Genomic DNA, 26,318 nt, shown 5'->3' with positions numbered 1-26,318 from the left:
TTTTAGGGCAAATGAGTTGTTCTTACCCGATATGATGACGGAGGCGTCTCTGAACCGGAAGTGGGGCGATGCCCGTATGGGGCCAGCCGCAACTATCGGCCCAATGGACTTGAAGCGAGCATTTGTTAAACAGACAGGCGCGCCAGCTGGGTATCGATACCAACGTCGCATTAACCAGTTCCAATTGACGCGTAAAGATCCGGCTGACTGCAGTATCAATTGAAGCTCAACGATTAAGCCCTACAGGCTGAATGCCTGCATGGTGAATTCTTGCGAACAACGCTATCTCAGGTGGCAGGGGGCGGGAGATGCGACGAGCGTTGAAAAGCTGTTCTTTGTCGGCGGTCCTGGTTGTTAGCGGATGCAGCGCCATTATTCCAGAAGTGCCTCCTGATTTCGCACTTCCTGTCCAAGAAATCCTGACGCACACGGCCTGCGAACTGCAAGGCGCATTTCGATTGCTTGACAGGCCGGAGTATAGACGTTTCCACGCCAAGCGGTGGTTCGTCACGGTAACTTTGGCGCCAAAGGTTGATACCAACGTCAACGTCAGCGGCGGTTTGACGAGGAAGAATCCGTTCCTCAATAATCCGACAAGGTTTGTCACGTGGGCTGTAAGCGGACCGGGCGTTCAGTTTGACGCAAAAGGCGCAAGAAGCGGTGGGATAAACTTCACCTTTGTTTCGGCAAAGTTGATGGCTGACAAGCAGCTTCGATGCGACGTTCAAACTGCTTCAATGCATGCTTTGGCGCAGCATCTCGGTATCGGCGCATGGCTTGAGCGCTCAGCGGTGGCCATTCTTGCGGCCCCGTCGGCCGAGATTGATCGGCCGATCTACAACACGGACATCACAATCAGGATGTCTGGCAACGGAAGCTATACCTATACGTTTCCACCCGGCGCCGATTTGGCGACGTTCGGCGGCAGCTATTCGGTAGATGAACAGCTCAATATCTCGATGGCTCCAATCGAGGAGAAGGCGCCAATTTCCGCAGTCACACTTCCGAGCGGAACAAATTTTGTGGATGACACCAAAACATCGCGCCAGGTCAGTTCGAGCGCCCCGGTCGACGCCGCTAGGAGCAGGCTGGACACAATACAGATCGAGCAGGCCATAAGATCTCTCAGAGTAGTCCCATCCCAGTAAGCGGTCATACGATGAAATGGACATTATTCATTATGCTGTTCGTCACCCCTCCTTACACGCTACCAAAGGGCACGCCGAAGGATGAGGCGAAGCATCTTTGGACCCTTCAATCTTCCTCGGCAATCGACTTTGCAAGCCAACGCGGTTGCATGGAAAGCGGTCGTCGTATCTATCTGTCGGTAAAGCCGGTTGCGAACCTGGCGTTTCGTGGCCTCTGCCTCTGCGAAAGCACGCAGTCCGGCGAAATTTGTCCGGTCCCACCCGCTGACAATGCTGCGGCCGCGGCTCAAAGCCAATCCAGCGTTCCAAGAGATCCGGGAGTAAGTACCAGCGCTTTTTCCATTCCGCTGGACTAGCTCGGAGTGGAGGCATGACAGCGTAACGGCTTCCGGCGGGCCCACGTAGCTTAGCGTGGCAGAGTACTAGGATTCGAAATCGCTGATCGGCCGTTCGCATCATTCCAAGCGCCATTGGGCCCCTGAAGGCACCAGTCTCGCCTTGCCGACCGCCGACGCCGGGCAGAAGGGGCGCGGCAGCCTCGGTACGCATCCGACGGGGGCCGTCTTGCGTGACGGGTGGCAATTCGCGAAGCGTGTGGCCTTAAGTCTAGCTTTAAGGTCATCAGGCGATGCGGGTCGAGGTTTTGGGTGGGCTGGAGCGGCGGCGGCGCTGGTCGCAGGACGACAAGGCACGGATTGTCGAGGAGACATTGGCGCCGGGCGCGAAGGTGACTGAGGTTGCGCGTCGCAACGGAGTAGCGGCCAGCTTGGTGTTTACCTGGCGTCGACAAGCACGGACATCGGAACAAGTTGTACCATCTTTTACGCCGGTGCAGATCGCTGCCGTAGCGGCATCGGCTGAGGAAACTCCGAGGCTTTTGCCTACGGTTGATGGCCGAGTTCGCTCCGTGGCAGCCGCGCGTACTGGATTGATAGAGATCGATCTCGGCAACCGACGGTGCATCCGGGTGGATGCGCACGTCGATTCGGAGGCGTTGGCGCGGGTCCTCGATGTGCTTGGACGCCGATGATTGCGATACCGGGGAATGTGCGAGTGTGGCTCGCGACAGGCTACACGGATATGCGCAGAGGCTTTCCGTCGCTGGCACTCCAAGTGCAGGAGGTGCTGCACAAAGACCCGCTCAGCGGTCATCTGTTCGTCTTCCGCGGTCGCCGCAGCGATCTTGTGAAGGCGATCTGGCACGATGGCCAGGGAGCCTGCTTGTTCACAAAAAGACTCGAGAGAGGAAAGTTCATCTGGCCATCGGTTGCCGGAGAATCGGTAACGATCTCGCCGGCGCAGTTGAGCTATCTGCTGTCCGGGATCGATTGGCGTAACCCTCAAGAAACCCATCGGCCGACGCGGGTCGGATAGCCGCTTTTACGGTTTGAATCTGCTGCTTGATCTGATTCAATGGCTTCATGATATCGAAGCCGGACGATCTTCCATCGGACCTCGTCAGTGCCCTGGCGGCGCTGCAGGCCGAGCGTGAGGCACGGCTGCGAGCTGAGGCGGTGGCTGCCAACTGGCAGGCGCAAGCCGCGAATGCGCAGGCGCAACTGTCGGATACCGAGGCGCTGATCGCGCATCTCGAGCTGCGGATCGAGAAGCTGAAACGCGAACTGTACGGGCAACGCTCCGAACGCACGGCACGGCTGCTCGAGCAGCTGGAGCTGGAGCTGGAAGAGCTCGTCACCACGGCGAGCGAGGATGAGCTTGCCGCGCAGGCCGCCGCGGCGAAGACGCAGAACGTCCGCCCCTTCATGCGCAAGCGGCCGGTGCGCAAGCCATGGCCGGATGACATCGAACGCGAGCGCGTCGTCATTGAAGCTCCAACGACCTGTGCCTGCTGCGGTGGATCGCGGCTGGCGAAGATCGGTGAGGATGTGACCGGGACGCTGGAGGAGATCCCGCGGCGCTTCAAGCTGATCGAGACGGTACGGGAGAAATTTACCTGCCGCGATTGCGAGAAGATCAGCCAGCCGCCGGCGCCGTTTCATGCCACGCCGCGTGGCTTCATCGGCCCACAATTGCTGGCGACGATGCTGTTCGACAAGTTCGGCATGCATATCCCGCTCAACCGCCAGAGTGCGCGCTTCAAGGCCGAAGGGATCGACCTGCCGTTGTCGACGCTGGCCGATCAGGTCGGCCACGGGACCTTCGCCGTCATGCCGCTCTTCCACTTGATCGAACGCCATGTGCTCGCGGCCGAGCGCCTGCATGGCGATGACACCACCATCCGTATCCTGGCGAAGGGCAAGTGCACGACCGGGCGGATCTGGACTTATGTGCGGGATGACCGGCCCTTCGCCGGGCCTGCGCCGCCGGCGGCGGTCTATTACGCCTCGAGCGACCGACGAGGCGAGCACCCCCAGAAGCATCTGGCCGCCTTCACGGGTATCCTGCAGTGCGACTGTTACAGCGGCTTCGAGCCGCTGTTCGACCCGCAGCGGAAAGTGCTGCCGATGACGCCGGCGTTTTGCTTTGCCCATGCGCGGCGGGGCTTCTTCGAGCTGGCTGACATCGAGAAAAATGCTCGGGAAGGTAAGAAGGGCAAGCCGGTCTCTCCGATCGCGCTGGAGGCGGTCAAGCGCCTCGATGCGTTGTTCGAGATCGAGCGCGCCATCAACGGCCGTGGCGCCGACGAGCGGCGCGCCGTGCGCCAGGAAAACAGCAAGCCGCTTCTCGATGACATGCGCGCCTGGTTGCTGCGTGAGCGCGAAACCCTCTCGCGCTCCTCCGATGTCCTGAAGCCGATCAACTACATGCTCAGGCGCTGGGACGACTTCGCCAGCTTCCTCGACGATGGCAGGATCTGCTTGACCAACAATTGTGCTGAGCGCGCATTGAGAGGCATCGCATTGGGAAGGCGCAACTGGACCTTCGCCGGCAGCCAGCGTGGCGCCAACCGTGCCGCCATCATGCTGACGATGATCACGACCTGTCGCCTCAACGACGTCGATCCCAAGGCTTGGCTCGCCGACGTCCTCGCCCGTATCGCCGATCTTCCCGCTTCGCGTCTGCACGAACTGCTGCCCTGGGAATGGAAACTCCTGCGCCAAGCCGCCGGTCAGCAGGCCGCCTGACCTTCACGCAACGCCATCATAGAGCCCGCCGCGCCCGCGCGCATGCGTCAATCAGGCGGTCTTCGTCGTATGCGTACCAGCCTCGCGGCGTCCGCACGAATAAGAAAAGATTAAGCGCCGAACTTTGACCCGTATCGGCTTGAATTTTCCGCGGACGATTCAAGAGTTGGTACCGGCTGGGGTCAACCTTCGACGCCGATCGGGGGGCAAACAGCGCGCCGAATTACAGTCAGCAGTCGGATGCGGGCGATCTGCGCCGTCTTGAGCCGCCCATAACCTGCCGTCAAAATAAACGCTGGCTTATCTTTTAAGCCCGGGCGCAAGAATCTGAGTTCGGTTTAACCGTGTTTGGCGCGCCGGACCCTAACCCTGTGAAGGTTGGGGTCCCACACGCCAAACACCTTGAACGGCTTAGATGAAATGTACTTCCGAGTGGGTTGGGGAGCCCTAGGGGAGTGAAGTCCAGGATTTGGAGTTTGATCGCTCCGCCCAGGCTCCTCCCATCCAAGGGAGAATGAGGATATAATCAGACAACGAGCATTAAGGTAGCCCACCTAAATTCCGGATTGATCTTGGATGGGCTTGATCTGAGCCTCGCATTGCGCCGCCGTGCGTTTACTGCAAGGAGTTACCTAGGACCTTTGTAGCGATCAGAACGATTTTTGTGATCGAGCTGGTTTAGAAACGCATTGGTTGTTCCTCTCTAGCTAACGCTTCCAATTGATGGTCACTACCATGTCGTCGGAAAACATCAATCTCGCAGAAATGGCTGAGATATTAGCTCGATCGTCTGATTATCGAGTGTTGCGCAAGCTTGTCCCACGAAGCGAATTTGCCCCTTGCAACGGCCAGATTGTTAGAACAGGCATACTCATAGACGTCGAAACAACCGGGTTGAACACCGTACTGGACGAGGTCCTCGAACTTGCAATGGTCAAGTTCACCTATCTGCCCGACGATAAAATTGCGGCTATTACTGGCGTCTTTTCATCTCTTAACGAACCGTCAATTCCTATCCCCGAGGAAATTTCGGAACTCACCGGTATCACTGATGACATGGTATCCGGTCGTCGTATCGATGCCGATGCCGTTGCTTCATTCGCCTCCGACGCGGTGCTGATCGTTGCCCACAATGCAAACTTCGATCGGAAATTTGCGGAACGCTACTGGCCGGAATTCGAGAGCAAGCCTTGGGCATGCTCAGCTACGGAAATTGAGTGGCGCAAACACGGCTTCGATGGTTCTCGTCTCGGTTATCTTTTGGCCGGAGCTGGTCTATTCCACCACGCACACCGCGCCATCGACGATTGTAGGGCGTTGATGGAGATCTTGGCGTTCGACATCCCAAAACTGAATCGGTCAGCCTTCGCCCTGCTGCTGGAACGGGCGCGTCGCAAATCTGTTCGCATCTGGGCGGAGAACTCCCCATTTGAACTGAAGGAAACCTTGAAGAAACGGGGCTATCGCTGGAGCGATGGTTCCGATGGGCGACCGCGGTCCTGGTATATAGACGTAGACGAAGCGAGCCAGGCTGAAGAGATCAAATTTCTGCAGACAGCCGTTTATCTTAGAAGTGTCGAGCCGCGTATGCAGCTCATGAGCGCCATGAACCGATTCTCAAATCGGATGTAACGCCCAGAAGGCCCGCCTGATTTCTTCTCGCTCGCGTTCAGACGTGAGATTAGTAACCGGCTGGCGGATATTTCCATTGCCCTTTCCCATCTAAGCCATGCTGCCGTCGCTCTTTCATCTCGGCGATGTCATCTATCTCGAAGAATGAGATGCTTGCCTGAGGTTGTCCGTGAGTGTGAAACACTTGCCGCTGGTAAGGTCCACCCTTCGGAAGATGCGCATTACTGCCGCCGAACGTTCCGTTGTTTGCTACAATTACGAGTTGGTACATGTGATAATGCAATGCTTGCGCCATCTGGTCGAAGGTTCCCACATCTCGATTTAGAGCAGGAATTGCGAAAACATCGGATCGACTACGGAGATCAGAAGCAAGTTCTAAGTCCGTCGCATCATAACAAATTGCCCCTGTTAGCCAGAGTGGGGATGCGTCGGAGTTGGATGACCATTCGTAACCGACGAGCCACTGACACGGACGAAAACCCATAATAGTGGACACCGGATTGTTGAATGGGGCCTCCATTGGCGAAAGATTCTGCTTTCCCTGGCGTCGCACGATCGTTTGCAAACCCTGCCCAGGGACCATCCGAGGAATGATCCAGACAGCCGAGTTTACGAGGAGCCCTCCCGAAAAGACCTGCTCATAGGTGAGGCCGGCCAAGATTGTAGTTTTGAACGCGCGCGCAAACGGAACCAGGTGCGTCCGAACGTCACGCGGATGAACAGAAAGCTCCGGTAAGATTAGCCAGTCCAACCGCTTATTTTGATTTTTGTGCGTGTCTCGCAGGTCCAGCATTTTTTCAACAGCTGCCAATGCTGACGACAGGTGATTGCGATGCTCTTTACGAATTGCTGGATCCGACATCTCCGGTCCAAATTTTGAAAAGTCAGCATCGTCTGGTGTCACAGATTGAACGACGCAGCCCCGCAGGGGCCGTCCGCCTGCACGCACACCAGGAATGGGAGCCGCAACAGGAAGCATCAAAATTCCGGTCGCTTTGCCAATTTGCTCCCTCGCTCTGTCAAGCTCTCCAGCGACTTTTGATTCGACGGCATCTATCGGGAGAGTGTCGCCATCTACTCCGCCAGCGCGGCAACCTGGCCACCGCAACAACGAGAATAAAAAATCCTGAGTAAACTGAGAGATCGGAAGCCAGTCATCACCAAAGGCTTCATGACCATTGAAGAAACCATACTGTCGCTGGTACCAGTGCCCCTGGGTTGGTCGATAGATTGATGCTTCCTCCTTCCATGAAGCCGAATTCGCTGGAAGCGTGAAATCAATACGCGCGGTAAGAATGTAGCGAAGCAGATAGCCAAGCTGGAAGCGCCATTCTTGGCCTTCGGTAGCCCATTCTGGAGGTGTGTAAATTGATCGGTAAGTGCTGGAGACTTCGATTGGTCGAAAAGCTAATCTGCTCACGAAAGCATACTTGCCGTCTTCCTCAAGGCTCACTTGAACTGTAGACGGCGTTGCAATCGCTGGAACTTGTCCCCGTCGTACTTCGCGAATGAACGCCAAGGCAAAACTTAAGACACCTATCTCGTTTCGCAACAGATTGAGTGGATCGCCCGCTACTATCTCTCTAAGAGGCGTCATGCCTTGGGCGGATGAAAACTGTGCTACCCCCAAATCTTCCGCAATGCCGCTATCAGGCGAAACAAATATGTTTCTAGCTCGATAGATATCTCTGGCTAGCTCAATATCGCGAGCCGCGATTTCAGCGAAACGTCGGTCATTGATGGACGGCAAGATAAGTTCTAAAGCCTTGCCAAGCGATAGAAATGATCTGCGACTTACAATTGCAAGGATTGCGTAATCCGCATTTTTAAATTGATCATGTTGCCCGGCTAGAAAGCGCAACATCCTGCGGTATCTATTTTCTGCCGTACGCCGTCGAGGCAATCGAGCGCGCCTGGGATTATGAGCAGCAAGATATAGTAGCGCCTGCTGCCTCAGGAACCATGGGATCGTGCCTAAAGGAGCGATATCAATTCTGGCTGCGACCTCGAGGAGCAAAGAGCGGTACTCTGCAAGATCGACCCCGTTTGGAAAGGATTCGTCGTCTTCAACGAAGCCCGTCTCAGTTGCTCCCGCTCGGAGGACCTCTGCTAGGCAGTAGAGGGCTATTTCACGAGATGAGCCCTGCCCTTGTCTCCGCTGCAGATATGGCACGAGCAGACCAAGTATCTCCTTTAGAATATTCGGTGATGGCCATAAATCTAGCGCGACCCGGAGAAGTCTTACATTAGATGGGTCCGCGACCCATCTATCAATCAACGTTAGCGAGAACATTTTCGCCTCGTCGTCAAGCTCCCCTTGAGTGAGGCGCTGGAGGCGGAACGTTTCCTCGCCGAGGTCACTACTCTCAGCAAGTGATCGGTCATCAAGCAAGGGACGCAGGGAGCGATAAGTTGTGCGGAAACGCACAGCCGCGAAGCGCCCAATTGTCTCGTCTCTAACATCAGACAGGGCCTTCAGTGCGTTTGGTCTTCCTGCGTCGCTAGAATGATTTAGGGCAACCTGCGATCGCACAAGTGCTTCGATCGCCTGGATAACCTCTTCACCTCCCGCTGCATCGAAGCCGCCAGATATCGCGGCTTGTATCCGCTCCATTTTTCGCGATTGGCGGACGAGTCGATTGTCTTCTCCACCAAACTCGGCGATCTTCGTCTTATCCGGCTCGAGCAACAGGCCGGGAGCTTCTTCGTTCAGCAACCTGCCTACCCAGTTAAATAAACTGAGCTGCACGTCGGCTGGATCAACCCCCGGAGATAGAGTAATGGTGAGTCGAAGATCATCTACATAGCGGCAGGCATCGTTTAGCCAAATACCAGAGATGACTTCGCTGCCAAAATTGTCCCTTAATTTGGCGTCGAAATCGACGAGAACAATATTGGAGAAGAAACCGGCGGACACCAAGCCCTGCGGGAGCGCAACTTCGGTGTAGTCGGACAAACCCACTGCGGAAGCGTACTCCTCCGCTCTCTGATCTGACCCGGATCTCCACTGCCATTTAAAGAAGTCGCTGACCAGCTTACGAAAGCCAGGGTCATCGTCTGCAAGCAAAATATCATCGAACTTGTTTTGGAGAAGAGCGGGTCGCACTCTATCGTAGAATTGCTTGAGATCCGTCTGAAAGACAAACGCCCTCATACTTCCGGCACTTTCGGCAGCAACGATCTCAGATCTGGTAAGGAAGGTCCGGTAGTCTTGGAAGTAGGCGCGATATAGTTTGGTTGACCCCCAACGATGCACAAGCGATTTTCGATTAGGATCAAAATCGCAAAACAAGCGGTTGCCGTATGAGCTCACTACAGTACGCTGGGAAGGCTCCCTTACGTCCACCACCGGATTACCCTGCGTGGTCTCCACACGCTCGCTGAGACAAAGAAGTATTGCGGTTGCAACAACTTGGTCGGCCAGAGGGACTTGGGCTAATGGACGAATCTTCACTTGGCGGCGGTTTAGTGGCCTCCATTTGCCATCTTTGCTTATGGACCACGGATGGCTTTTTGGTGCTGGCACAATAGAAAGCTCGCCAAGCTCATAACGTCCTGTGCGCAATCGCCGCGCGAGACGTCTAATAAACCTTGGCAGATCTGCAGCCGTCCGATCCAGCTCCAGCGTATCAGCGAACCAGTTGTGATAACGAATGTAGGCTGAAGTCTTCTTCCACGCTTGAACAAGAACGTACTCTTGTGAGAGTAAGTTTAGTTTCGGCTCCAGGTGTTGCATCGCTTCCCCCAAACAGTCGGCTATCAATAGCAAGGACGATTGTGGTAGAATAGTCAAACAATTTCCCGTATTGATTGATGGGCGCTACTGATCCGCTCGCAGCAATGAAACGCCGTCCGTTGCTCTTTGGGCCTGGTTGCGGAAGCATTGCCATCGGCGCGCGTAATCGGTGAATGGTCGGTGTCAATTGCAGCACGTATCGGACGGCCCAGGTCCGTCGCCTACGCCCGACGTGGCGGTGGTGCGACACCGGCGCTTGCCAGTTCAGTCGGCCGGAAACTTACAAGCCCAACCTGCGCAGGGTTGAGGGCGGGCAGCCAGCTAGAGATCAATACAGTCTAAGCAAGCGCCTCATTGCCAAAATTTATCCAGACTTCGAGGTGTGTTATTGCTGCCCCTTTGCCCGGGACTTCGCTGCTGCGCGTCGTCTGCGCTCTGCGAGATTGGCTCTGCCCTCCGGCGAACGTCGCAGGTTTTTGGCCCGATCATCCACCGACCTGCAGTTTTTAGGAGAATAGTTGCGGTCGAATATCTTTGCGACTGCGAGCAATAATTTTGCCGAAGGATTATGAGCAATGAGCTCTTTGCTGAGCGGTATTTCCGTTGACCGATTAGCTGATTTAGGCGCCGATTTCTTCTCGACCCAATCCCATTCGAACCGGGGCGCCCATCGTGCACTCCTCTTTCCGCGTTCAGCAGCTTTCCTCGCGGTGCCTCGCTCGATTCTCTTCTCTCGCAAACCGCCCCGAGAATCTGCCGGAAGTTGTTCCCAAAACTTACGAAGAAGATCGTAAATCATAAGGAGTGTGTCATGGCCTTGTTGACCACGACGTCGGGGAAATAGTTCATCCCAGATACCCTCACGCCAGCCTCCATCACCATTTTCGTAATAGGGACGCCATTCTTCGCTCGGGCTTACGTGCTCATAGGTCTCTCGCAGAGCGCGCGCCTCTTCATATAGCCTGCTCTGTATGTAATTATGTTCGAATCCTTGCAGGAGGCTCGTAAGCAGGGCTGCATATTCCTCGACCTCGCCGTCACGAGCAGCCGCAGCAATTGCTTCGGAAGTCAAGTTCATCCGCTCTCGCAGCTGCTCCTCTAAAGGGATTGGCTCACGTGCCTTCATTTAGTGATCTCCGCGAGGTGGGATGCGTATGCCGCGAGAGCCAACCGTTTCTCGTCATGATAGTCATACTTATTGTAAGTCCGCTGAAGTCCCTGCTTTGCGTGTCCCAGTACGGCGTCCCGAACGTCCTGATTGAAGCCAAGGGTGGCTAGTCTTGTTTCGCAAGTGACCCGGAAATCGTGGATACGGTAATTCTTAATGAATTGCGTTGAATCCTCGAGTTTCATAAGAGCGCCGGCCTTGTTGTCCAGAGCTGTTTTGGCTCGCGAGAATCCAGAAACCGGGACTTGGCCTTCCCGGGAAGAAAAGACGAAACCACTGGGAGAAATGTTAGTGGGGAGCTCAGCCACGAGCTTGAGAGCCTGAGGCGAGAGGGGCACGATGTGATCTCGTCGACTCTTGTACCGACTCTTAGGAATTTCGAGCCAACCTTTCCGCAAGTCCAATTCAGAGTGACGCGCATGCGCCCAATCGTTGCGCCGTTGCCCCGTGAGCATTAACAACCGGAAGAGGGCTCCAAACGGATATCCTAAGCTGCAGGCTGAATTCCATACTACCTTAAGCTCTAAGTCGGTCAGCGCGCGTCCCGCGTCCTCAGGGTTTCGAAGATCGTTTCGCTTGAGACCGACTACGGGATTCTCAGCCATAAGTTCGCGATCGACGGCCCAATTGAAGAACCTGGATAGATGCTTTCGAACCTCAGAGCCGGCTCCTGGAAGATTCCGCGCAACCAGAGCATCTAGAATCTCGTGAATGTCGGATCGCCGGATTTCATGCATACCTCTTTCAGCCCAGTGGGGTAGGACGTGGAGGCTTAAGGCGCGCTCGACGTTCCTCCAGGAACTGACGTTCGGCTTGATTTCCTGCTCGATGAAACGGGTAAATGCTCTTTGAAAGGTATTTTGATGCCGCTGTTGATGAGCCGCTATCCTTTCGCGCCTGATATCGCGTCCCTGACTTGCGGCGAGCAAAATCTCTCTTGCCCGTTCCCTCGCCGATTTTAGGTCCAGAGGCGGTGTTGCCCCGAGAGTGATGCGATGTTGTTTTCCGGCGAGCAGACGCCCCGCTGGACTCACGCCGCCTTCGCCGGGGACTTTGTAAATCACGCTGAAGGTCTTCACTCCTCGCGGAGTGACCCGCAGGATCAGCCCGGGACACAGCGCATCCTTAATCTCCATTCGGCCGCTGCTAGGCGCCTGCGCGGGGTCATACTGGAGCCGCTCGAGCCCCTGATCGGTGAACTTTTTTCGTTTACTATCAGCCATTTTCGAACCCTCGGGGAGCGCCGGGGGAGCGAAAACTGTCTGTTACCGCCCGAACTCCACCGAACTAGCTCTTCGCCAATGCGATAGCGTCGACAACAGTTGGAATCTCAGGGGCTTACTCGTAGTTACTAGTTCGGAAAGATGCCTCCGCTCTTGCCAAGGTCGGGGTCGAGGGTTCGAGCCCCTTCGCCCGCTCCAGATTTCTTTAGATCGGCAACGCCATGATCCAACGACAGGCCGCCCTTTGGCGGCCTTTCGTTTGCGGCCGCTGCGGCGCCTACCTCGGAATGCGATAGACCCAGATCCGGGCCTTCCCTGAGTTCACGTTGCGAACCAGGCCGGGGAAGACACCGGTGACCGGCTTGTTCAGATAGATGAATAATTGCCCGTCGCGGGTGGCCCTGAATTTCTCGTCGAGCCGCCCGTTCGTCGGCTCGCCGTCAATGAAGTTCTCTTCATTGCCGGTCTCGCCGTAGCGAAGGATAACGCGTCCAATGGGCCGGTCGAGCGTCCGTTTGAGCGGATAGGCTGCTGCCAGCAAACCGAACCGTCCGAGCGCAACGGCTGAATCGAGCGCGCTGTCATTCTTCCAATCGGGCAGGAAGGCGCGAAGCGGCATGCCGCCCGGCCCCGACGGCGTGCCGAGGAATTGCCAGTCGCCGTCCTTCTCCAGGACGAACTGATATTGTCCGCGTCTCTCAAGCGTGACGCCGACCGGCGTGCAAAGGTTGGCGGTGTCGAATTCGGCAAGATCGACGCCGCGGCACGCTGTCGAAGCGCAGGTGCTGGGGAAGCTGCCGTCGGGGCCCCGCTTGCACAGCTTCATGTCATCCGGATCGCAGACTTCGAGCGCGACCGGCTTCTGCGCCGGTTTGCAGAAGTTGCCGAGGCTGTCGCGGATATTGAAGAGATAGTGGCTGGCAAGAGAAAAGCCGCCGACCAGGAAGGTGACTGCAAAAAATGCAGGGGCAACCTTCAGCTTGATGTCGGTGATGAATTGCCGGTAGACGTCCTTTAGCCTGAAGCCCGCTATGAAACTATCGCTGAGCAACATCGTGATCAGGATGACGACGGCGAAAAACTGGAAATAGGGATGCGTGATGCGGTTGATGAAGGTCTGCAGCGAGGTGGACGCCTGTGGCAATTCGTAGCCGAACCACCCTGGCACCGGATAGAGCGCGATCAGCAGCAAAACGGAGAGGACCGCAATCGGCAGCGCGATCGCGCCGCCTGGGGTTTTGGATTTGCCGTGATGCAAGTCGACCTTTGCAAGGCTCACCCGCCATGCACGGCGCATCTGATCGGTGATCCGGCCTCGAAGGCGGGCGCTCAACCATAACAGCAGCGCGACAAGGCCTGCACAAAGCACAAACCAGAGCGGCTCTCTTGCATAGGCATTGATCCAGCGTGAGGCCGCCCCGGGAAGGGCGAGACCTACCATGCGAATGACGTCGGAAAGCGGACGCAGCGGCGAGGCGAACTCGGCTTGAGCCGGCACCGTCGATGTCAACGGATAGGTCAGCAGATAGATCGACGCTATGACGGTCAGGAAGTAGATGATGCGGCGGCGCCAGATCGAACTTCCGACAACGTGCTCCTGGACGAATTCACGCTGGTGGGCGTTGGCCAGGCTCTCATATTTCGGTCTGCCCGGCGGGACGGTCAGCCTGTCCGGGGCGACGATCTTCTCGTCATAGGTCAGAATTTCATAGGCCGGTGGCAATCCCACCGGTGCATAGAGATGCGCATCGACGGCGATCCGGTCGAACACGCTCTCGTGGATTTTCGGTACTGCGATCTTCACGCAGTCGCGCTTGTCATCGGAAAATCTCGTATCCGAAAGCGCGGCTACGCTTCGCGGGCCGTACCGGTAATAGCCGCCCAGCCCATTTCGTGAATCATAGATGCGGCCGTCCTTGTCCTGGATCGACCGTAGCCGGATGAAAGCGTCAGGATCGGCGTTTGGTGCCGCCTTCAAGGCCAGCCCGCGGCGGCGCGCTTGCGACAATATCCAGGTGAGCGAGACGTGGGCGAGCGAGTCGTCCGGATATCCGCCACCCACATTGGAGTGCACGCCGGCGAACCAGACCTGGGTGATCCGGTTCGGATCGGTTTCCGGACTCTCGTCCCACAGCAGCGGATGGAATGTGGTGCGCTCATCGTCCAGCGACAGGGCGTGGCACGCCTTGCGGACCAGCGGGTGAAGCTGCCGGTCAGGGAGTTCGAGCGGCCATAGATAACGGCTGACCCCACGCGTCATCTCGTCGATGGGCAGGCCGTAAGCGGCTACCGTATCCCAAAGGCCCAGGAAGGCGACATGGTCGACCGGGCGTTCGTTCTTGTCGTGCTTGGCGGAAACGAACAGGTTGCGCAGCTTTCGAAACACCCATTCGACCTGAAACTGTGACTTGAACGTTTCGGCCCGGTGCGCCCGGTAGGCCGCGGCGACCTTTCGATCGAGCTCCTCCTCGGTCCGGTAACTCACCAGTCCCTGTGCGCAGATCAGTCCGTTCACGACGCGGATGGTGAAGGCGCCCCGGCTGAAGCCGAACGCAAAGATGTCGTCGCTTTGCCAGGGGCCGTATCGTTCCGCCCGATTTTCGGTCTTCGCCGCCACGGCTTCGAGCGCCAGGTAGTCGAGATGCGAGCAATAGTTGCGGCAGACGAATTTGTAGATATCGAGCGCGTTTCGCTTCAGCCCGAAGCCGAACGCGCCGCCCAGGATTGCAAACGGCTTGAAGGAGGAGGTGCCGACCCCGTCGTCGTAAAACGCGATCTGTTGCGAGCTGGTCAGATCCAGCGATTCAAAGACCCGCCAGACATTCGTCCGCCAGACCTTGCCGGCGGAATTGCCGGTGCCGTCCGAGAGCAGGATGATCCGCTTGTTGGCCATACGGACGCTCGCTCAACTCGGTCGACGGAGACCGACATTTGTCAGTGGTATGCGAAAGTTTCTCAGGGATTCATTCTCTGCCGTATGAAATGGGCCACAATTGCGTTGTTCGTTTGCCCACAGGAAACGACAACGCGTGCGATCCGCTTGATATGGAATGCCGCCCACTCGTGCACCTTGCGGAGAGACGGCCGCGTTTCGCTCGATACGAATATTGCGGTGCAGCGGGCACAACTGCGAACGTTGTTCGCGGCCGCCATGAGTTATCAATCCGTCTCACAATTTGCTTTCGTCGGACAGAGGCGCGGCGCCCGCGCTTCTCTCCCCGATCGGATGTGCTACCATTTCGTGGTCTGTTCTCACTTCATCAGACCAAGTTCGTCTCTCGAACGTTCCCAAATAAATAACACGCGCAGCCGCCAGGCTGCATAGGGAGTGACGCGATGAAATCGGCTTTCAATCGATCTATTCTTGCGCTCGCAGCCATTCTCGTTGTCGCGGGGGCCAGCCAGGCCAGCGCGCAGCAGAAGCCTCTGAAAAAATACGAGTCGGGCACCAAGGAGTTCTGGACCAATCCGCCGCCGGACTGGTTCCTCGGCGACGAGACCGAAGCCCAGAAGGGGCAGGCGCCGCCTTCCGGTCCGCCGACCGGCGCCTCGGAGGCCGAACTCGCGGCGATGATGAAGAAGATCAAGCTGCCGGCTGGTTTCAATATCGAAGTCTATGCCTCCAACGTGTTGGAAGCGCGGCAGATGGCCTGGGGCGACAAGGGCACGCTGTTTGTCGGCTCCTTCAGCCTCGGCAATGTCTATGCGATCAAGGACAATGGCGGAAAGAGGGAGGTAAAGACCGTCCTCAAGGGTCTCAACATGCCCACTGGTCTGGCGTTCCTTGACGGCGCGCTCTACGTCGTCGCGATCAACAAGCTGATCAAATACGAAAACGCCGAAGCCAATCTCGACAAACTCGGCGAGGGCAAGGTGGTGTATGACGACATGCCGACCTACGTCGCGCATGGCTGGAAATATATCGCCGTCGACAAGGATGGCTGGTTCTACCTGCCGTTCGGCCCGCCCTTCAACATCGGTCTTCCGCCGACCAGCCTCTCGCAGATCCGCCGCGTCGATCCCAAGACCGGCAATGCCGAGATCTGGGCGCTCGGTGTCCGCAACAGCGTCGGCGGCGACGTCGATCCGCGTTCCGGACGCTACTGGTTCACCGAGAACGCGCGCGACTGGATCAGCGACGACATGCCGAGCGACAAGCTCAACATGATCTCGAAGATCGGCGAGCACTTTGGCTATCCCTATTGCCACCAGGGCGATTTCCCGGATCCGAAATTCGCGATGGGGCACAAGTGCGAAGAGTTCACCCCGCCCGTCGTCAAGCTCGGGGCGCATGTCGCGCCGCTCGGGATGAAGTTCTATACCGGCGACCAATTTCCGCCTGAGTACAAGAACAACATCCTGATCGCCGAGCACGGCTCCTGGAACCGCTACAAGTACCAGGGCGCCCGGATCAAGCGCGTGATCGTCGATGCCGAAGGCAAGAATCCCAAGTCGGAGATCTTTGCCTCCGGCTGGCTCGAGGGTGATACGGGTTATCTCGGTCGACCCAACGACATCATCCTCGCCAAGGATGGTTCGATACTGGTGTCCGACGACTGGGCCGGCGCCATCTATCGCATCAGCTACAAGAAGTAGGACGTGAATTATCGGAGGCTGCGGTTACTCGGGAACGGGTGGCCGCAGCCTCTGTTGTTTAAGGCGTATGGCGGAGAGCAGTTGATGCGAAGGGCTTTCGTTGGAGCGCTGGCGGTTTTGATGTCTTGCGGCTCGTTTGCCCGCGCCGCCGATATTGCTGCCGGCAAGGAAAAGGCCGAACTCTGCGTCGGCTGTCACGGCGAGAACGGGATTTCGCAGATGGAAAACATGCCCTCGCTGGCGGCCCAGCCGGACCTGTTCATTCAGTGGCAGCTCGTGTTCTTCCGCGCCGGCACCCGCAAGAACGAGCAGATGCAGCCGATCGTCGAACAGCTCAACAATGAGGATATCCGCAACCTCGGCGCCTACTTTGCTTCGCTGCCGCCGCCGAAGCCCAAGGAGGACGATAACCCGGATCTTTCGAAGAAGGGTGCGCAGGCGTCCGCTGGACGGCGTTGCGCCTCCTGCCATCTGGATACCTATGCCGGCACCAAGGCCGTCGCCCGCGTCGCCGGCCAGCGCGAGGAATACCTCGTCAAGGCGCTGCGCGATTACAAAACCGGCGTGCGCGCCGGCGGCGCGATGGCGGCGATGGCCGATGTCGCTTTTCCGCTGAGCGAAGAAGAGATCGAGGCGCTAGCACATTATCTCGCGCATCTGTAGATGCGGACGTCCTTACCCGCCCCCCCCTCAAGGGGCGGGTGAACGATCACCCCCGCTGCTTCTCATACGCCTTGAGATGGGTGTAGGCGATGCGCAGCTTCGGCACCGGAATCTTCGCCGCGTCGGCGCGGGCGACGAGATCGCCGATCACGTGATCGGCCTCAACAGGCAGGCCCGCCTTGATGTCGCGGAACATCGAGGCGGTCATCGGTGAGCCCTCGGTTGTCAACAGGCCTGCGGTGCGCTGGAAGAATGGGCCGGCCGGGTCAAAGCCCGACGCCTTTGCAATCGCGCCGCATTCATCGAGCATGCCGAGCAGAAAATCCTTGCCGCCGGCAACAGCCAGGATGTTGCCGACCGAGGTGCGCATCAGGCAGGTCGAGGCCGCTAGCGAAGCCAGGAAAACCCATTTCTCCCACATGTCCTGCATGATGTGTTCGCTGGCGACTGCGCCGACCTTGCCGCTGTCGAAGACTTTCGCGATCGCGCGCACCCGCTCCGACATCGCGCCATCGCGTTCGCCGAAATTGAGCGACTGCATCGGCGCGAGCTGCACCACCTCACGGGCTTCGTTGAGCGTCACCGCGATCGCGCAGAGGCCGCCCAGCACGCGGTCGGCTCCGAATTTCTTGTCAAGCGCGTTGAGGTGCAGCAGGCCGTTGAGTAACGGGATGATCGCGGTGTTCGGGCCAACCGCCGGAGCAAACGACTTGATCGCGTCTTCGAGGTCGAACGCCTTGCAGCTCAACAGCACGACGTCGAATGTCTCGGCGAGCTTGTCGGCCTGCACCGTCGGCGGGTTCTTGAGCGTTACATCGCCGGCTGGACTCTTGATGACGAGGCCCGCGCTCGCGAGTTCGGAAGCGCGCTTCGGCCGGACCAGGAAGGTCACATCGTTCCCGGCCTGCAGCAGCCTTCCGCCGAAATAGCCGCCGATGGCGCCGGCGCCGACCACGAGAATACGCATGCGATAGCTTCCTTTTGTTATTGGTCTTGGAGGCAGGCGAATAGCCAGTAGCGAATGGCGAGTAGAAAGTATCGGCTTCTTCTACCCCCAACTATTCGCTATTCGCCACTCACCATTCGCTTTCTTTACCACTTCCCGCCGAACAGTCGAATCGGCGCGGCTATTTCCCCGAGATCATTTCCTCGACTTCGCGAAGCTGTTCCTTGCCGAAAAACATTTCCTTGCCGACGAAGAAGGTCGGCGAGCCGAACGCGCCGCGCTCGACCGCGTTCTGCGTATTCTCGATCAGCCTCGCTTTGACGTCGGCATCCTGCGAGCGCGCCAATAGCCTGGCGGCATCGAGGCCGGACGAGGCCAAGGCTTTGGCGGCAACTTCGGGATCATCCATTTTCTTCGGCTCGACCCACATGTGATGGAAGGCAGCCTCGACATACTTCTCGAATATGCCCTCGAATTGGGCTGCGATCGCTGCGCGCATCAAATGCAGCGTGTTGACCGGGAAGAACGGGTTCCAGACATAGGGCTTGACCCCAAACCGCTTCAGGAAGCGTTCGGTCTCCAGCGCGTGGAATTCGCGCTTGTTCTTGATGCCGGCGAAGGCTTCGGCGGGCGATCTGTTGTTGGTGGCCTTGAAGATGCCGCCGAGCAGGATCGGCACATATTCGAACTTGGTGCCGGTGCGCTGTTCGATCGCCGGGATCGCCTCGTGGCTGAGGAAGGCGTTGGGGCTGCCGAAGTCGAACAGGAATTGCGGATTTGAGCTCACGGCAGTCTCCCTGGATGTTTTGGCGCATTCTGGCGCATGGCGGTCGACGCGTCCACAGTATTATGACGAGCGTAATATAGTGAGAACGCGCGAGCTGTTCCGAGCTAAGCCAGCCGTTGAAGCGGACGGCTAGAGAGCGATCGCGCTTATGGCTCGGCGCGATCGCTGAAGGCGAGCTTGACGACGTGGTCGCGGATATCGTCGGGCCAGCCGGCGACGAGACCGACGAATCGCCGCCGGTCATCGGCGAACAATGCCCGCGAGGCTTCCTCGAAGCCCGCGAGATTGCCGGCCATCACGGACATGAAGCGATAGGCGGCATCGCGCGCTACGCGTGCGCGATCGAGATCGCCATTGGCGCGGCGAGCTTCTTCCACGAGCTTGCGCAGCGCGACCGACGCCCCGCCGGGCTGCGCGCCCAGCCACTCCCAATGGCGCGGCAGCAGCGTCACCTCGCGCGCGACGACGCCGAGCTTGGGCCGCCCGCGCCCGCGCGGCGTCTCCGCCGACTCGTCAGTTACGGCTTCCGGATCGGGGGCCGGTTGCGGCAGACGCGCAATGACGTCGCGTTCGGTGCCGCGCAGGTCGAGATCGATCGGCTGGCCGGTGGCGTCGCTGAATATGATGATCGGCGGCGCGGCGGGCTTTCGGGCGGCCTGCATCACCGCCAGCGCGACCTCGGCCAGCGGGCCCGCGGCCAGGCGCTGCGGCCCGATGAAGGCGGTGAATTGGGGACGAGCAATGTCAGCCATTGGAAGGACTTTCGGATTTTCGCTGGCCTATATTTACCCGGATAAATTATGATGTAAATATCACCCGGGTAAATATATTGCTCCACCTAAGGCCGTCTCGACTTTCCGTTCCCCGGCTGGCACCAACGCGACGCCAACTTCAGGGGAGCGCCAATGCTGACGGTTCATCATCTCAACAATTCACGCTCCCAGCGGGTGCTCTGGCTGCTCGAAGAGCTTGGCGTCGGGTACGAGATCGTGCGCTACCAGCGCCAGCCGGACATGCGCGCCCCAAAGGAGCTGCGCGCCATTCACCCGCTCGGCAAATCGCCTGTTATCACCGACAACGGCAATACCATCGCCGAGTCCGGTGCGATCTGCGAATACATCATCGGCAGCTATGGCAACGGTCGCCTGATCCCGCCGCCGAACACGCCGGAGTGGCTGCGCTACACCTATTGGCTGCACTATGCGGAGGGATCCGCGATGTCGCCGCTGCTCCTGAAACTGCTGTTCACGCTGATGCCCAAGCGCGCGCCGGCGTTGCTGCGGCCGCTGGTGCGCAAGGTCTCCAACACGGCGCTGACCACGCTGGTCAATCCGCAGCTCAAGCAGCACATGGACTACTGGGAGAGCGAACTGGGAAAAAGCGAATGGTTCGCCGGCAATGAATTCTCCGGCGCCGACATCCAGATGAGCTTTCCGCTCGAAGCCGCCGCCGCGCGCGGCGGGCTGGAGCAGGGCCATCCCAAGGCGATGGCGTTCCTCGAACGCATCCATGCCCGCCGGGCCTATGCGCGCGCGCTGGAAAAGGGCGGGCCGTATGTGATCGGGCGGTGATAGCTGCTCCGTCATTGCGAGCGCAGCGAAGCAATCCATCTTTCTGTGCTGAGACATGGATTGCTTCGTCGCTGCGCTCCTCGCAATGACGGTCTGTCACGGCTGCATCGCCGCGATCACTTCCTTCACCAGCCTCGCAGCGCCTCTGATATCGCCGGTCGGATCGACGCTGTCGCCGAGACGCACCACGACGAGGCGCTGAGACGGGATGATGAAGATGCGCTGGCCGAGGTCGCCGGATGCAAAGAAGGCGTCGCGGGGTATGCCGAGCCGCACCCGGCCCTTGGCGTTGGGGTGCTCGCTGCGATTGGTCCAGAAGCCGGCGGCGTAATCGGTATGAAGCGTCGCGGCTGCGCAAAAGTCGACCCAGTCCGGATGCAGGATGCGTTTGCCGCCGACCACGCCGTCATTGAGATAGAGCAGGCCGAACTTAGCCCAGTCCCGCGCGCTGGCCAGCATGTAGGTCGAGCCCTGCAGCGTGCCTGATCCGTCGAACTCCAGCGTGACGCTGCGCATGCCGAGCGGGTTGAACAGTTCGCGCCACGCAAACGCCAGCGTCTGTTCCGGTCCGCCGACGGCGTCGCGGATGATGCGCGCCAGGATTTGCGTGGTCGGGCTCGAGTAAGCCCATCGCGTGCCGATCGGCGCGATCATCTTCGTGTTCACCGCATAGGCGGCCGTATCGTCCTGCAGGAACATCCGGCTGGACGGATCGAAGCCGGAATTGGTTTCGTCGAGATCGAGACCGCTGGTCATGCGCATGAGATGCTCGACCTCGATTTCGCGCCGTGGATCGCCGGCGCCGCGCCATTCCGGGATCGGTGCGGGCATCGAGGGCGTGACGAGGCCCTGTTGGGTCAGGATGCCGATCAGCGCGTTGACCACCGACTTGGTCATGGAGAAGCCGAGCAGCGGCGTGTCGACGCCGATGCCGGAGGCGTAGCGTTCGGCGATCACCTTGCCGTCGTGCACCACGACCACCGCCTTGGTCCTGCGGAACGGCGGCACCGTCGGCTCTTCGAAAGCATGATCGAGCGCCGCCTTCAGCGACGGGTCCGACGGTTCGACGACGGCGGGGCCGGCAATCTCGGGAAGCGCCGGCAGCGTCTTCCCCTTCAGCGCTTCGACGTCGCTCTTCAGTAGATAAGGCTGTTGTGCTCCATGCTGATCGACACAGCCGAACCCGTCGTGAAAGGCCGCGCGGCTGCGGAACAGCCCGAGCGTCGAGGCATCGACGGTGTGCGCGCTTTGATCGAGGGTGAAGCGGAGCACATGGCGCAGTCGCCGAATCCCGGCGCGGTCCGAAACCTCGGCGAACACCGTTTGCGGATCGAAGCCCGAGACGAAGGTCTTCGAACAGATGTTATGCGCGACATAGCCGGTCGCGACGCGGATCGAGCGGTCGGGTCGGAAGTGGACGCCCGCGCCTGCCAGCGCGGCGATCAAGATGGCGAGGGCGATGGCAATCCACTTTCGCAATTTCACATGCCCCGCAGCCGCTAGCGCGACGTCTGCGCCGCGCCTACCGAGGGCAGCGCCTGCACGGTGACACCGGGCGGCGGCACGTCGTCGTCGGGGACGAAGAAGTCCGACATCAGCGGCACGGAGCGGTCGACGCGGTAGGGCTCGAAATCCCTGACGCCGGCGGCATAGAGCACCTTGTCGTCGATACAGAACTGCCCGGTGAACTCGCGCGACGGTTTGGTCAGGATAGCGTGCGCGGCGTCGCCCATGATCTCCGGCGTCCGGCTCGCGCGCATCATGGCCTCGCCGCCGAGCAGGTTGCCGACGGCGGCGGTGGCGATGGTGGTGCGCGGCCACAGCGCATTGACCGCAACGCCGGCGGATTTCAGTTCGCCCGACAATCCCAGCACGCACATGCTCATGCCGAACTTCGCCATCGTGTAGGCGGTGGAGTGCTCGAACCATTTGGTCTTCATGTCGAGCGGCGGCGACAGCATCAGGATGTGCGGGTTGGCCGCCCTCTTCAGATGCGGGATGCAATATTTCGACACCATGAAGGTGCCGCGGGTATTGATGCCCATCATCAGGTCGAACCGCTTCATGTCGGTTCCCTGCGAGTTGGTGAGGCTGATGGCGCTGGCGTTGTTGACGCAGATATCGATGCCGCCAAATTCGGCGACGGTCTGCTCGATCGCCGCCATCACCTGCGCCTCGTCGCGGATGTCGCACAGCACCGGCAACGCTTTGCCGCCGGCGGCGCGAATTTCTTCCGCCGCGGTGTAGATGGTGCCCTTGAGTTTTGGATGCGGCTCGGCGGTCTTCGCCGCAATCGCGACATTGGCGCCGTCACGCGCGGCGCGGAGCGCAATCGCCAGACCGATGCCGCGGCTGGCGCCCGAGATGAACAGCGTCTTGCCTTTGAGAGATGTCATCTGAAACTCTCCTCTGAGGGATGCGATGCTACGTTACTGTCCCACGGCCGCCGCGCCTCGCGTGCGCGGGTCGGGTGCGCCGAGCAGGCCGCTGGGCGTAACCGCAATCGAATTGGCCGAGGTCTGGCCGAGCGGCTCGATCACATGGTGACCCTTCTCCCTCAGGGCATCCAGCGTTTCCTGCGGAAAGCCCTGCTCCACGCGCACCACGTCCGGCATCCATTGATGGTGCAGGCGGGGAGCCGCCACAGCGGCGGCGACGTCCATCTTGTAGTCGAGCACGTCGACCACGACCTGCAGCACCGCCGAAATGATGCGGCTGCCGCCCGGCGAGCCCGTCACCAGCACCGGCTTGCCGTCCTTCAGCACGATGGTCGGCGACATCGACGACAGCGGCCGTTTTCCGGGGCCGGGCAGGTTGGCTTCGAATCCCACGAGCCCGAACGCATTCGATGCGCCGGGCGTCGCGGTGAAATCATCGAGCTCGTTGTTGAGCAGCACGCCGGTGCCGTCGGCGACGAGGCCCACGCCATAGGAAAAGTTCAGCGTATAGGTGTTGCTGACCGCGTTGCCGCTGGAATCGACCACCGAATAATGCGTGGTGTTGCTGCCCTCGCGCGGCGGCTTCGCCGACAGCGCTTCGGCCGGCGTTGCGCGCGCAAGGTCGATGCCGCCGCGCAGTTTCGCGGCATAGTCCTTGCTGATCAGAAGATCCGCCGGCGCGTTGACGAAGGCGGGATCGCCGAGATAGCGCGCGCGGTCGGCATAGGCGCGCTTCATGGCCTCGATCATGACATGCAGCGAAGGCGCGGAGCCCTGCTTCAAATCGGGCATCGGAAACCCTTCGAGGATGTTCAGGGTCTCCAGGAGCACGGTGCCGCCCGAGGAGGGGAGCGGCATCGACACAATGTCGTAGCCGCGATAGCTGCCACGTACGGGCTTGCGGACCACCGCCTCGTAGGATTTGAGATCATCCACCGTCATGATGCCGCCGGCATCGCGGATGGCTTTCGCCAGTTTTTCGGCGACCGGCCCCTGATAGAAGCCGCGCGGTCCGCGTTCTGCGATTGCCGACAGCGTTGTTGCCAACTCGGCCTGGATCAGCCGGTCGCCCTCCCGCAGCGCCGTGCCGTCGTTGCGGGAGAATGTCCTGGCCGAATCCTGCCAGCGCGCCATCCGGCGATACATGTCCGGCAGCGTGTCGGCCGTGTCGTCGGTGACCACGAAACCGTCTCGCGCCAGTTCGATGGCGGGTTTGAGGATCTGCGCGAGCGTGAAACGGCCCGAGCCGTATTTCTCCAGCGCGAGCGCCAATCCGGCGACCGTGCCGGGCACGCCGATGCCGAGCGCCGAATTGCGTGATTTATCGGTATCCGGCTTGCCGTCCGGTCCGAGGAACATATCGCGTGTGGCCGCACCCGGTGCGGTCTCGCGGTAATCGATGGCTGCGTCTTCATTCCGTGCCGCCGAATGAATCACCATGAAGCCGCCGCCGCCGATGTTTCCGGCGCGCGGATAGGTGACGGCAAGCACAAAGCCGGTGGCGACCGCGGCGTCGATCGCGTTGCCGCCCTGCTTCAGGACGTCGGCGCCGACTTGCGCGGCAAGCCGCTCCTGCGCCACCACCATGCCGTGCTCGGCGGTAACGGCGCGAACGGACGTGAGATCGGGCGGCGCGTACGCGCGGCGTTCCTGCGCAAACGCCGTCGCGGCGCAGGCAAACGCGAAAATGAATGTGGCAGCTATTCGGCGCCACCGGATTGAAAAGACCGTCATCGAAAATCCGCCGCAGTTGGAAAGCCCCGTGTGACGCCCGGCAACACCCAAAGCGTCGGTGACGCATGCTATATGGGTTCGGATTCGACGGGCAGAACGCATCACGCGACTTTGAAGGAAAATATCCGGCATGACGGTGATCGCTTCCGAGGCAACGGGCGGCAAGATTCAAAAGGAATATCCGGGTCGCGCCGCCGTCGTGAGCTGGATTTTCTTCGATTGGGCAGCCCAGCCGTACTTCACGCTGATCACGACCTTTGTATTTGCGCCCTATTTCGCGAACTTCGTGGCGCCGGATCCGGCGAACGGGCAGGCCCTGTGGGGATTTGCCACCGCGGCTGCCGGCCTGATGATTGCGCTGCTGTCGCCAGTACTGGGGGCGATTGCCGATGCCAGCGGTCGCCGCAAGCCATGGATCGCCGGATTCGGCGCGCTGCTGGTGATCGGCTCGTTCCTGATGTGGTTCGGAAAGCCGGGCGATGCGAGCGTCATCCCACAGCTCTTGCTGGCCTATGCGATCGCAACCGTGGGCGTTGAATTCGCCACTGTCTTCGACAACGCGATGATGCCGACGCTGGTGCCACCTGACAGGATCGGACGGCTGTCCGGCACCGGCTGGGCGACCGGTTATATCGGCGGCATTCTCAGCCTCATCCTGGTGCTCGGCTTCCTCGCCGCTAGCCCCGAAACCGGGCGCACCCTGTTCGGACTGACGCCGCTGTTCGGTCTCGATCACATATCCCATCAGGGTGATCGCATCACGGGCCCGCTGACCGGCATCTGGTTCATCGTCTTCGTGACCCCGATGTTTCTGCTCACGCCGGATTATCCGGCCAGGCGTCCAATTCGCGAAGCGGCGCGCGAAGGATTGAGCGGGCTGAAGCGGACGCTCGCCGAATTGCCGAAGCAGCGATCGTTGGCGATATTCCTGCTCGCCAACATGATCTACAGCGACGGGCTGGTGTCGCTGTTCGCCTTCGGCGGCATTTATGCAGCCGGTACCTTCGGCTGGCACACGATCCAGATCGGCACGTTTGGAATTCTGCTCGCCATTGCCGGCACCTTCGGCGCGTGGCTCGGCGGCAAGCTCGACGACAGACTGGGACCCAAGCGCGTCATTGCCGGCAGCCTGCTGATCCTGCTGTTCGCGCTGACCGCGATCCTGCTGGTCGACAAGGATTCGATTCTGTTCGTGAAAGTCGCGCCGCCGGTTCCGGGCGGACCGCTGTTCTCCGGCGCCGCCGAGCGCGCCTATCTCGTGCTCGGATGTCTCATTGGCGCGGCCGGCGGCCCGCTGCAGGCGGCGTCGCGCACGCTGCTGATCCGGCTTGCACCAAAGGACCGCATCGCGCAGTACTTTGGACTGTTCGCGCTGACCGGCAAGGTGACCTCGTTCATCGGTCCGCTCCTGATCGGCATGGTCACCGCAGTCACCGTCAGCCAGAAGGCCGGCATGGCGCTGCTGGTGGTGTTCTTCGTCGCGGGGCTGGCGCTCTTGATGCGCGTGAGGGAGTGACGGCGTATATCAGACGAGAATCCGTAGATTCCATGAGGCGGTGAGCGTGGCCTTTCCGATAAGGTTTGGGTTTC

Annotated in this window: 20 protein-coding genes; 10 read left to right on the top strand and 10 right to left on the bottom strand. The window is 59.6% G+C overall.

Features of this window, described 5'->3' with window-relative positions; translation table 11 throughout:
- Positions 1-308 precede the first annotated feature (308 nt).
- The 6 genes from LMTR21_RS39560 to LMTR21_RS39530 all read left to right on the top strand — a co-directional run bounded on the left by LMTR21_RS39560 (position 309) and on the right by LMTR21_RS39530 (position 5,866).
- Complete coding sequence (locus LMTR21_RS39560) at positions 309-1,148, top strand: hypothetical protein (RefSeq protein WP_141688383.1); 840 nt, start codon at positions 309-311, stop codon at positions 1,146-1,148.
- A gap of 32 nt (positions 1,149-1,180) precedes the next feature.
- Positions 1,181-1,504 carry a hypothetical protein gene (locus LMTR21_RS39555; protein ID WP_141688382.1) on the top strand — a complete coding sequence of 108 codons (324 nt, stop codon included), beginning with the start codon at positions 1,181-1,183 and terminating at the stop codon, positions 1,502-1,504.
- Positions 1,505-1,776: 272 nt separating this feature from the next.
- Entirely contained in the window at positions 1,777-2,178 is a 402-nt protein-coding gene (gene tnpA, locus LMTR21_RS42140; RefSeq protein ID WP_148635932.1) for an IS66-like element accessory protein TnpA, read from the top strand.
- 23 nt (positions 2,179-2,201) lie between these two features.
- On the top strand, positions 2,202-2,522 hold the full coding sequence (tnpB, locus tag LMTR21_RS39540; RefSeq protein ID WP_430642467.1) for an IS66 family insertion sequence element accessory protein TnpB: 321 nt from the start codon (positions 2,202-2,204) through the stop codon (positions 2,520-2,522).
- Between the two features lie 47 nt (positions 2,523-2,569).
- The gene (tnpC, locus tag LMTR21_RS39535) at positions 2,570-4,234 is read left to right on the top strand and encodes an IS66 family transposase (RefSeq protein ID WP_148635933.1); all 1,665 of its coding nucleotides are present in this window, start codon (positions 2,570-2,572) and stop codon (positions 4,232-4,234) included.
- 735 nt (positions 4,235-4,969) lie between these two features.
- Positions 4,970-5,866, top strand: coding sequence for a 3'-5' exonuclease (locus LMTR21_RS39530; RefSeq protein WP_065756378.1), 897 nt, complete (start codon positions 4,970-4,972; stop codon positions 5,864-5,866).
- A 49-nt stretch (positions 5,867-5,915) separates the two neighbouring features.
- Here the strand turns inward: LMTR21_RS39530 and LMTR21_RS39525 are convergent, their stop codons facing one another.
- The 4 genes from LMTR21_RS39525 to LMTR21_RS39510 all read right to left on the bottom strand — a co-directional run bounded on the left by LMTR21_RS39525 (position 5,916) and on the right by LMTR21_RS39510 (position 14,886).
- Positions 5,916-9,602, bottom strand: coding sequence for an RNA-directed DNA polymerase (locus LMTR21_RS39525; RefSeq protein ID WP_141688639.1), 3,687 nt, complete (start codon positions 9,600-9,602; stop codon positions 5,916-5,918).
- Positions 9,603-9,987: 385 nt separating this feature from the next.
- Positions 9,988-10,728 (bottom strand): hypothetical protein, encoded by a 741-nt coding sequence (locus LMTR21_RS39520; RefSeq protein WP_141688638.1) that lies wholly within the window; start codon positions 10,726-10,728, stop codon positions 9,988-9,990.
- A complete protein-coding gene (locus LMTR21_RS39515; protein ID WP_065756376.1) occupies positions 10,725-11,993 on the bottom strand; it encodes a tyrosine-type recombinase/integrase in 1,269 nt (422 codons plus the stop codon). Before LMTR21_RS39515 ends, LMTR21_RS39520 begins: the two co-directional genes overlap by 4 nt.
- Positions 11,994-12,270: 277 nt before the next feature.
- Positions 12,271-14,886, bottom strand: coding sequence for a T6SS phospholipase effector Tle1-like catalytic domain-containing protein (locus tag LMTR21_RS39510; protein ID WP_065756375.1), 2,616 nt, complete (start codon positions 14,884-14,886; stop codon positions 12,271-12,273).
- Between the two features lie 443 nt (positions 14,887-15,329).
- Here LMTR21_RS39510 and LMTR21_RS39505 point away from each other — a divergent pair, with 443 nt between their 5' ends.
- Both LMTR21_RS39505 and LMTR21_RS39500 read left to right on the top strand, forming a co-directional pair.
- The gene (locus LMTR21_RS39505; protein WP_065756374.1) at positions 15,330-16,589 is read left to right on the top strand and encodes a PQQ-dependent sugar dehydrogenase; all 1,260 of its coding nucleotides are present in this window, start codon (positions 15,330-15,332) and stop codon (positions 16,587-16,589) included.
- Positions 16,590-16,673: 84 nt separating this feature from the next.
- Positions 16,674-17,252, top strand: a complete 579-nt coding sequence (locus LMTR21_RS39500; RefSeq protein ID WP_065756373.1) for a c-type cytochrome — start codon at positions 16,674-16,676, stop codon at positions 17,250-17,252.
- A gap of 46 nt (positions 17,253-17,298) precedes the next feature.
- On the opposite strand, the gene panE is transcribed toward LMTR21_RS39500, so the two are convergent.
- The 3 genes from panE to LMTR21_RS39485 form a co-directional block, all read right to left on the bottom strand.
- Positions 17,299-18,219, bottom strand: coding sequence for a 2-dehydropantoate 2-reductase (panE, locus tag LMTR21_RS39495; RefSeq protein ID WP_065756372.1), 921 nt, complete (start codon positions 18,217-18,219; stop codon positions 17,299-17,301).
- 160 nt (positions 18,220-18,379) lie between these two features.
- Positions 18,380-18,985 carry a 2-hydroxychromene-2-carboxylate isomerase gene (locus tag LMTR21_RS39490; RefSeq protein ID WP_065756371.1) on the bottom strand — a complete coding sequence of 202 codons (606 nt, stop codon included), beginning with the start codon at positions 18,983-18,985 and terminating at the stop codon, positions 18,380-18,382.
- A 146-nt stretch (positions 18,986-19,131) separates the two neighbouring features.
- Positions 19,132-19,737, bottom strand: coding sequence for a DUF2239 family protein (locus LMTR21_RS39485; protein WP_065756370.1), 606 nt, complete (start codon positions 19,735-19,737; stop codon positions 19,132-19,134).
- A 153-nt stretch (positions 19,738-19,890) separates the two neighbouring features.
- On the opposite strand from LMTR21_RS39485, the gene LMTR21_RS39480 reads away from it, so the two are divergent.
- Positions 19,891-20,556, top strand: coding sequence for a glutathione S-transferase family protein (locus LMTR21_RS39480; RefSeq protein WP_065756369.1), 666 nt, complete (start codon positions 19,891-19,893; stop codon positions 20,554-20,556).
- 96 nt (positions 20,557-20,652) lie between these two features.
- On the opposite strand, the gene LMTR21_RS39475 is transcribed toward LMTR21_RS39480, so the two are convergent.
- The 3 genes from LMTR21_RS39475 to ggt are packed head-to-tail and all read right to left on the bottom strand — an operon-like array spanning position 20,653 to position 24,728.
- The gene (locus LMTR21_RS39475) at positions 20,653-22,041 is read right to left on the bottom strand and encodes a serine hydrolase domain-containing protein (protein WP_065756368.1); all 1,389 of its coding nucleotides are present in this window, start codon (positions 22,039-22,041) and stop codon (positions 20,653-20,655) included.
- 14 nt (positions 22,042-22,055) lie between these two features.
- A complete protein-coding gene (locus LMTR21_RS39470) occupies positions 22,056-22,952 on the bottom strand; it encodes an SDR family oxidoreductase (RefSeq protein WP_065756367.1) in 897 nt (298 codons plus the stop codon).
- Positions 22,953-22,985: 33 nt separating this feature from the next.
- Positions 22,986-24,728 (bottom strand): gamma-glutamyltransferase, encoded by a 1,743-nt coding sequence (ggt, locus tag LMTR21_RS39465; protein ID WP_065756366.1) that lies wholly within the window; start codon positions 24,726-24,728, stop codon positions 22,986-22,988.
- A gap of 130 nt (positions 24,729-24,858) precedes the next feature.
- Here ggt and LMTR21_RS39460 point away from each other — a divergent pair, with 130 nt between their 5' ends.
- Positions 24,859-26,244 (top strand): MFS transporter, encoded by a 1,386-nt coding sequence (locus LMTR21_RS39460; protein ID WP_065756365.1) that lies wholly within the window; start codon positions 24,859-24,861, stop codon positions 26,242-26,244.
- The last annotated feature ends 74 nt before the right edge of the window (positions 26,245-26,318 follow it).

Origin of the sequence: Bradyrhizobium paxllaeri, assembly GCF_001693515.2 — a bacterium.
Lineage (GTDB): Bacteria > Pseudomonadota > Alphaproteobacteria > Rhizobiales > Xanthobacteraceae > Bradyrhizobium > Bradyrhizobium paxllaeri.
This window is presented reverse-complemented; position numbering and strand designations above follow the sequence as displayed.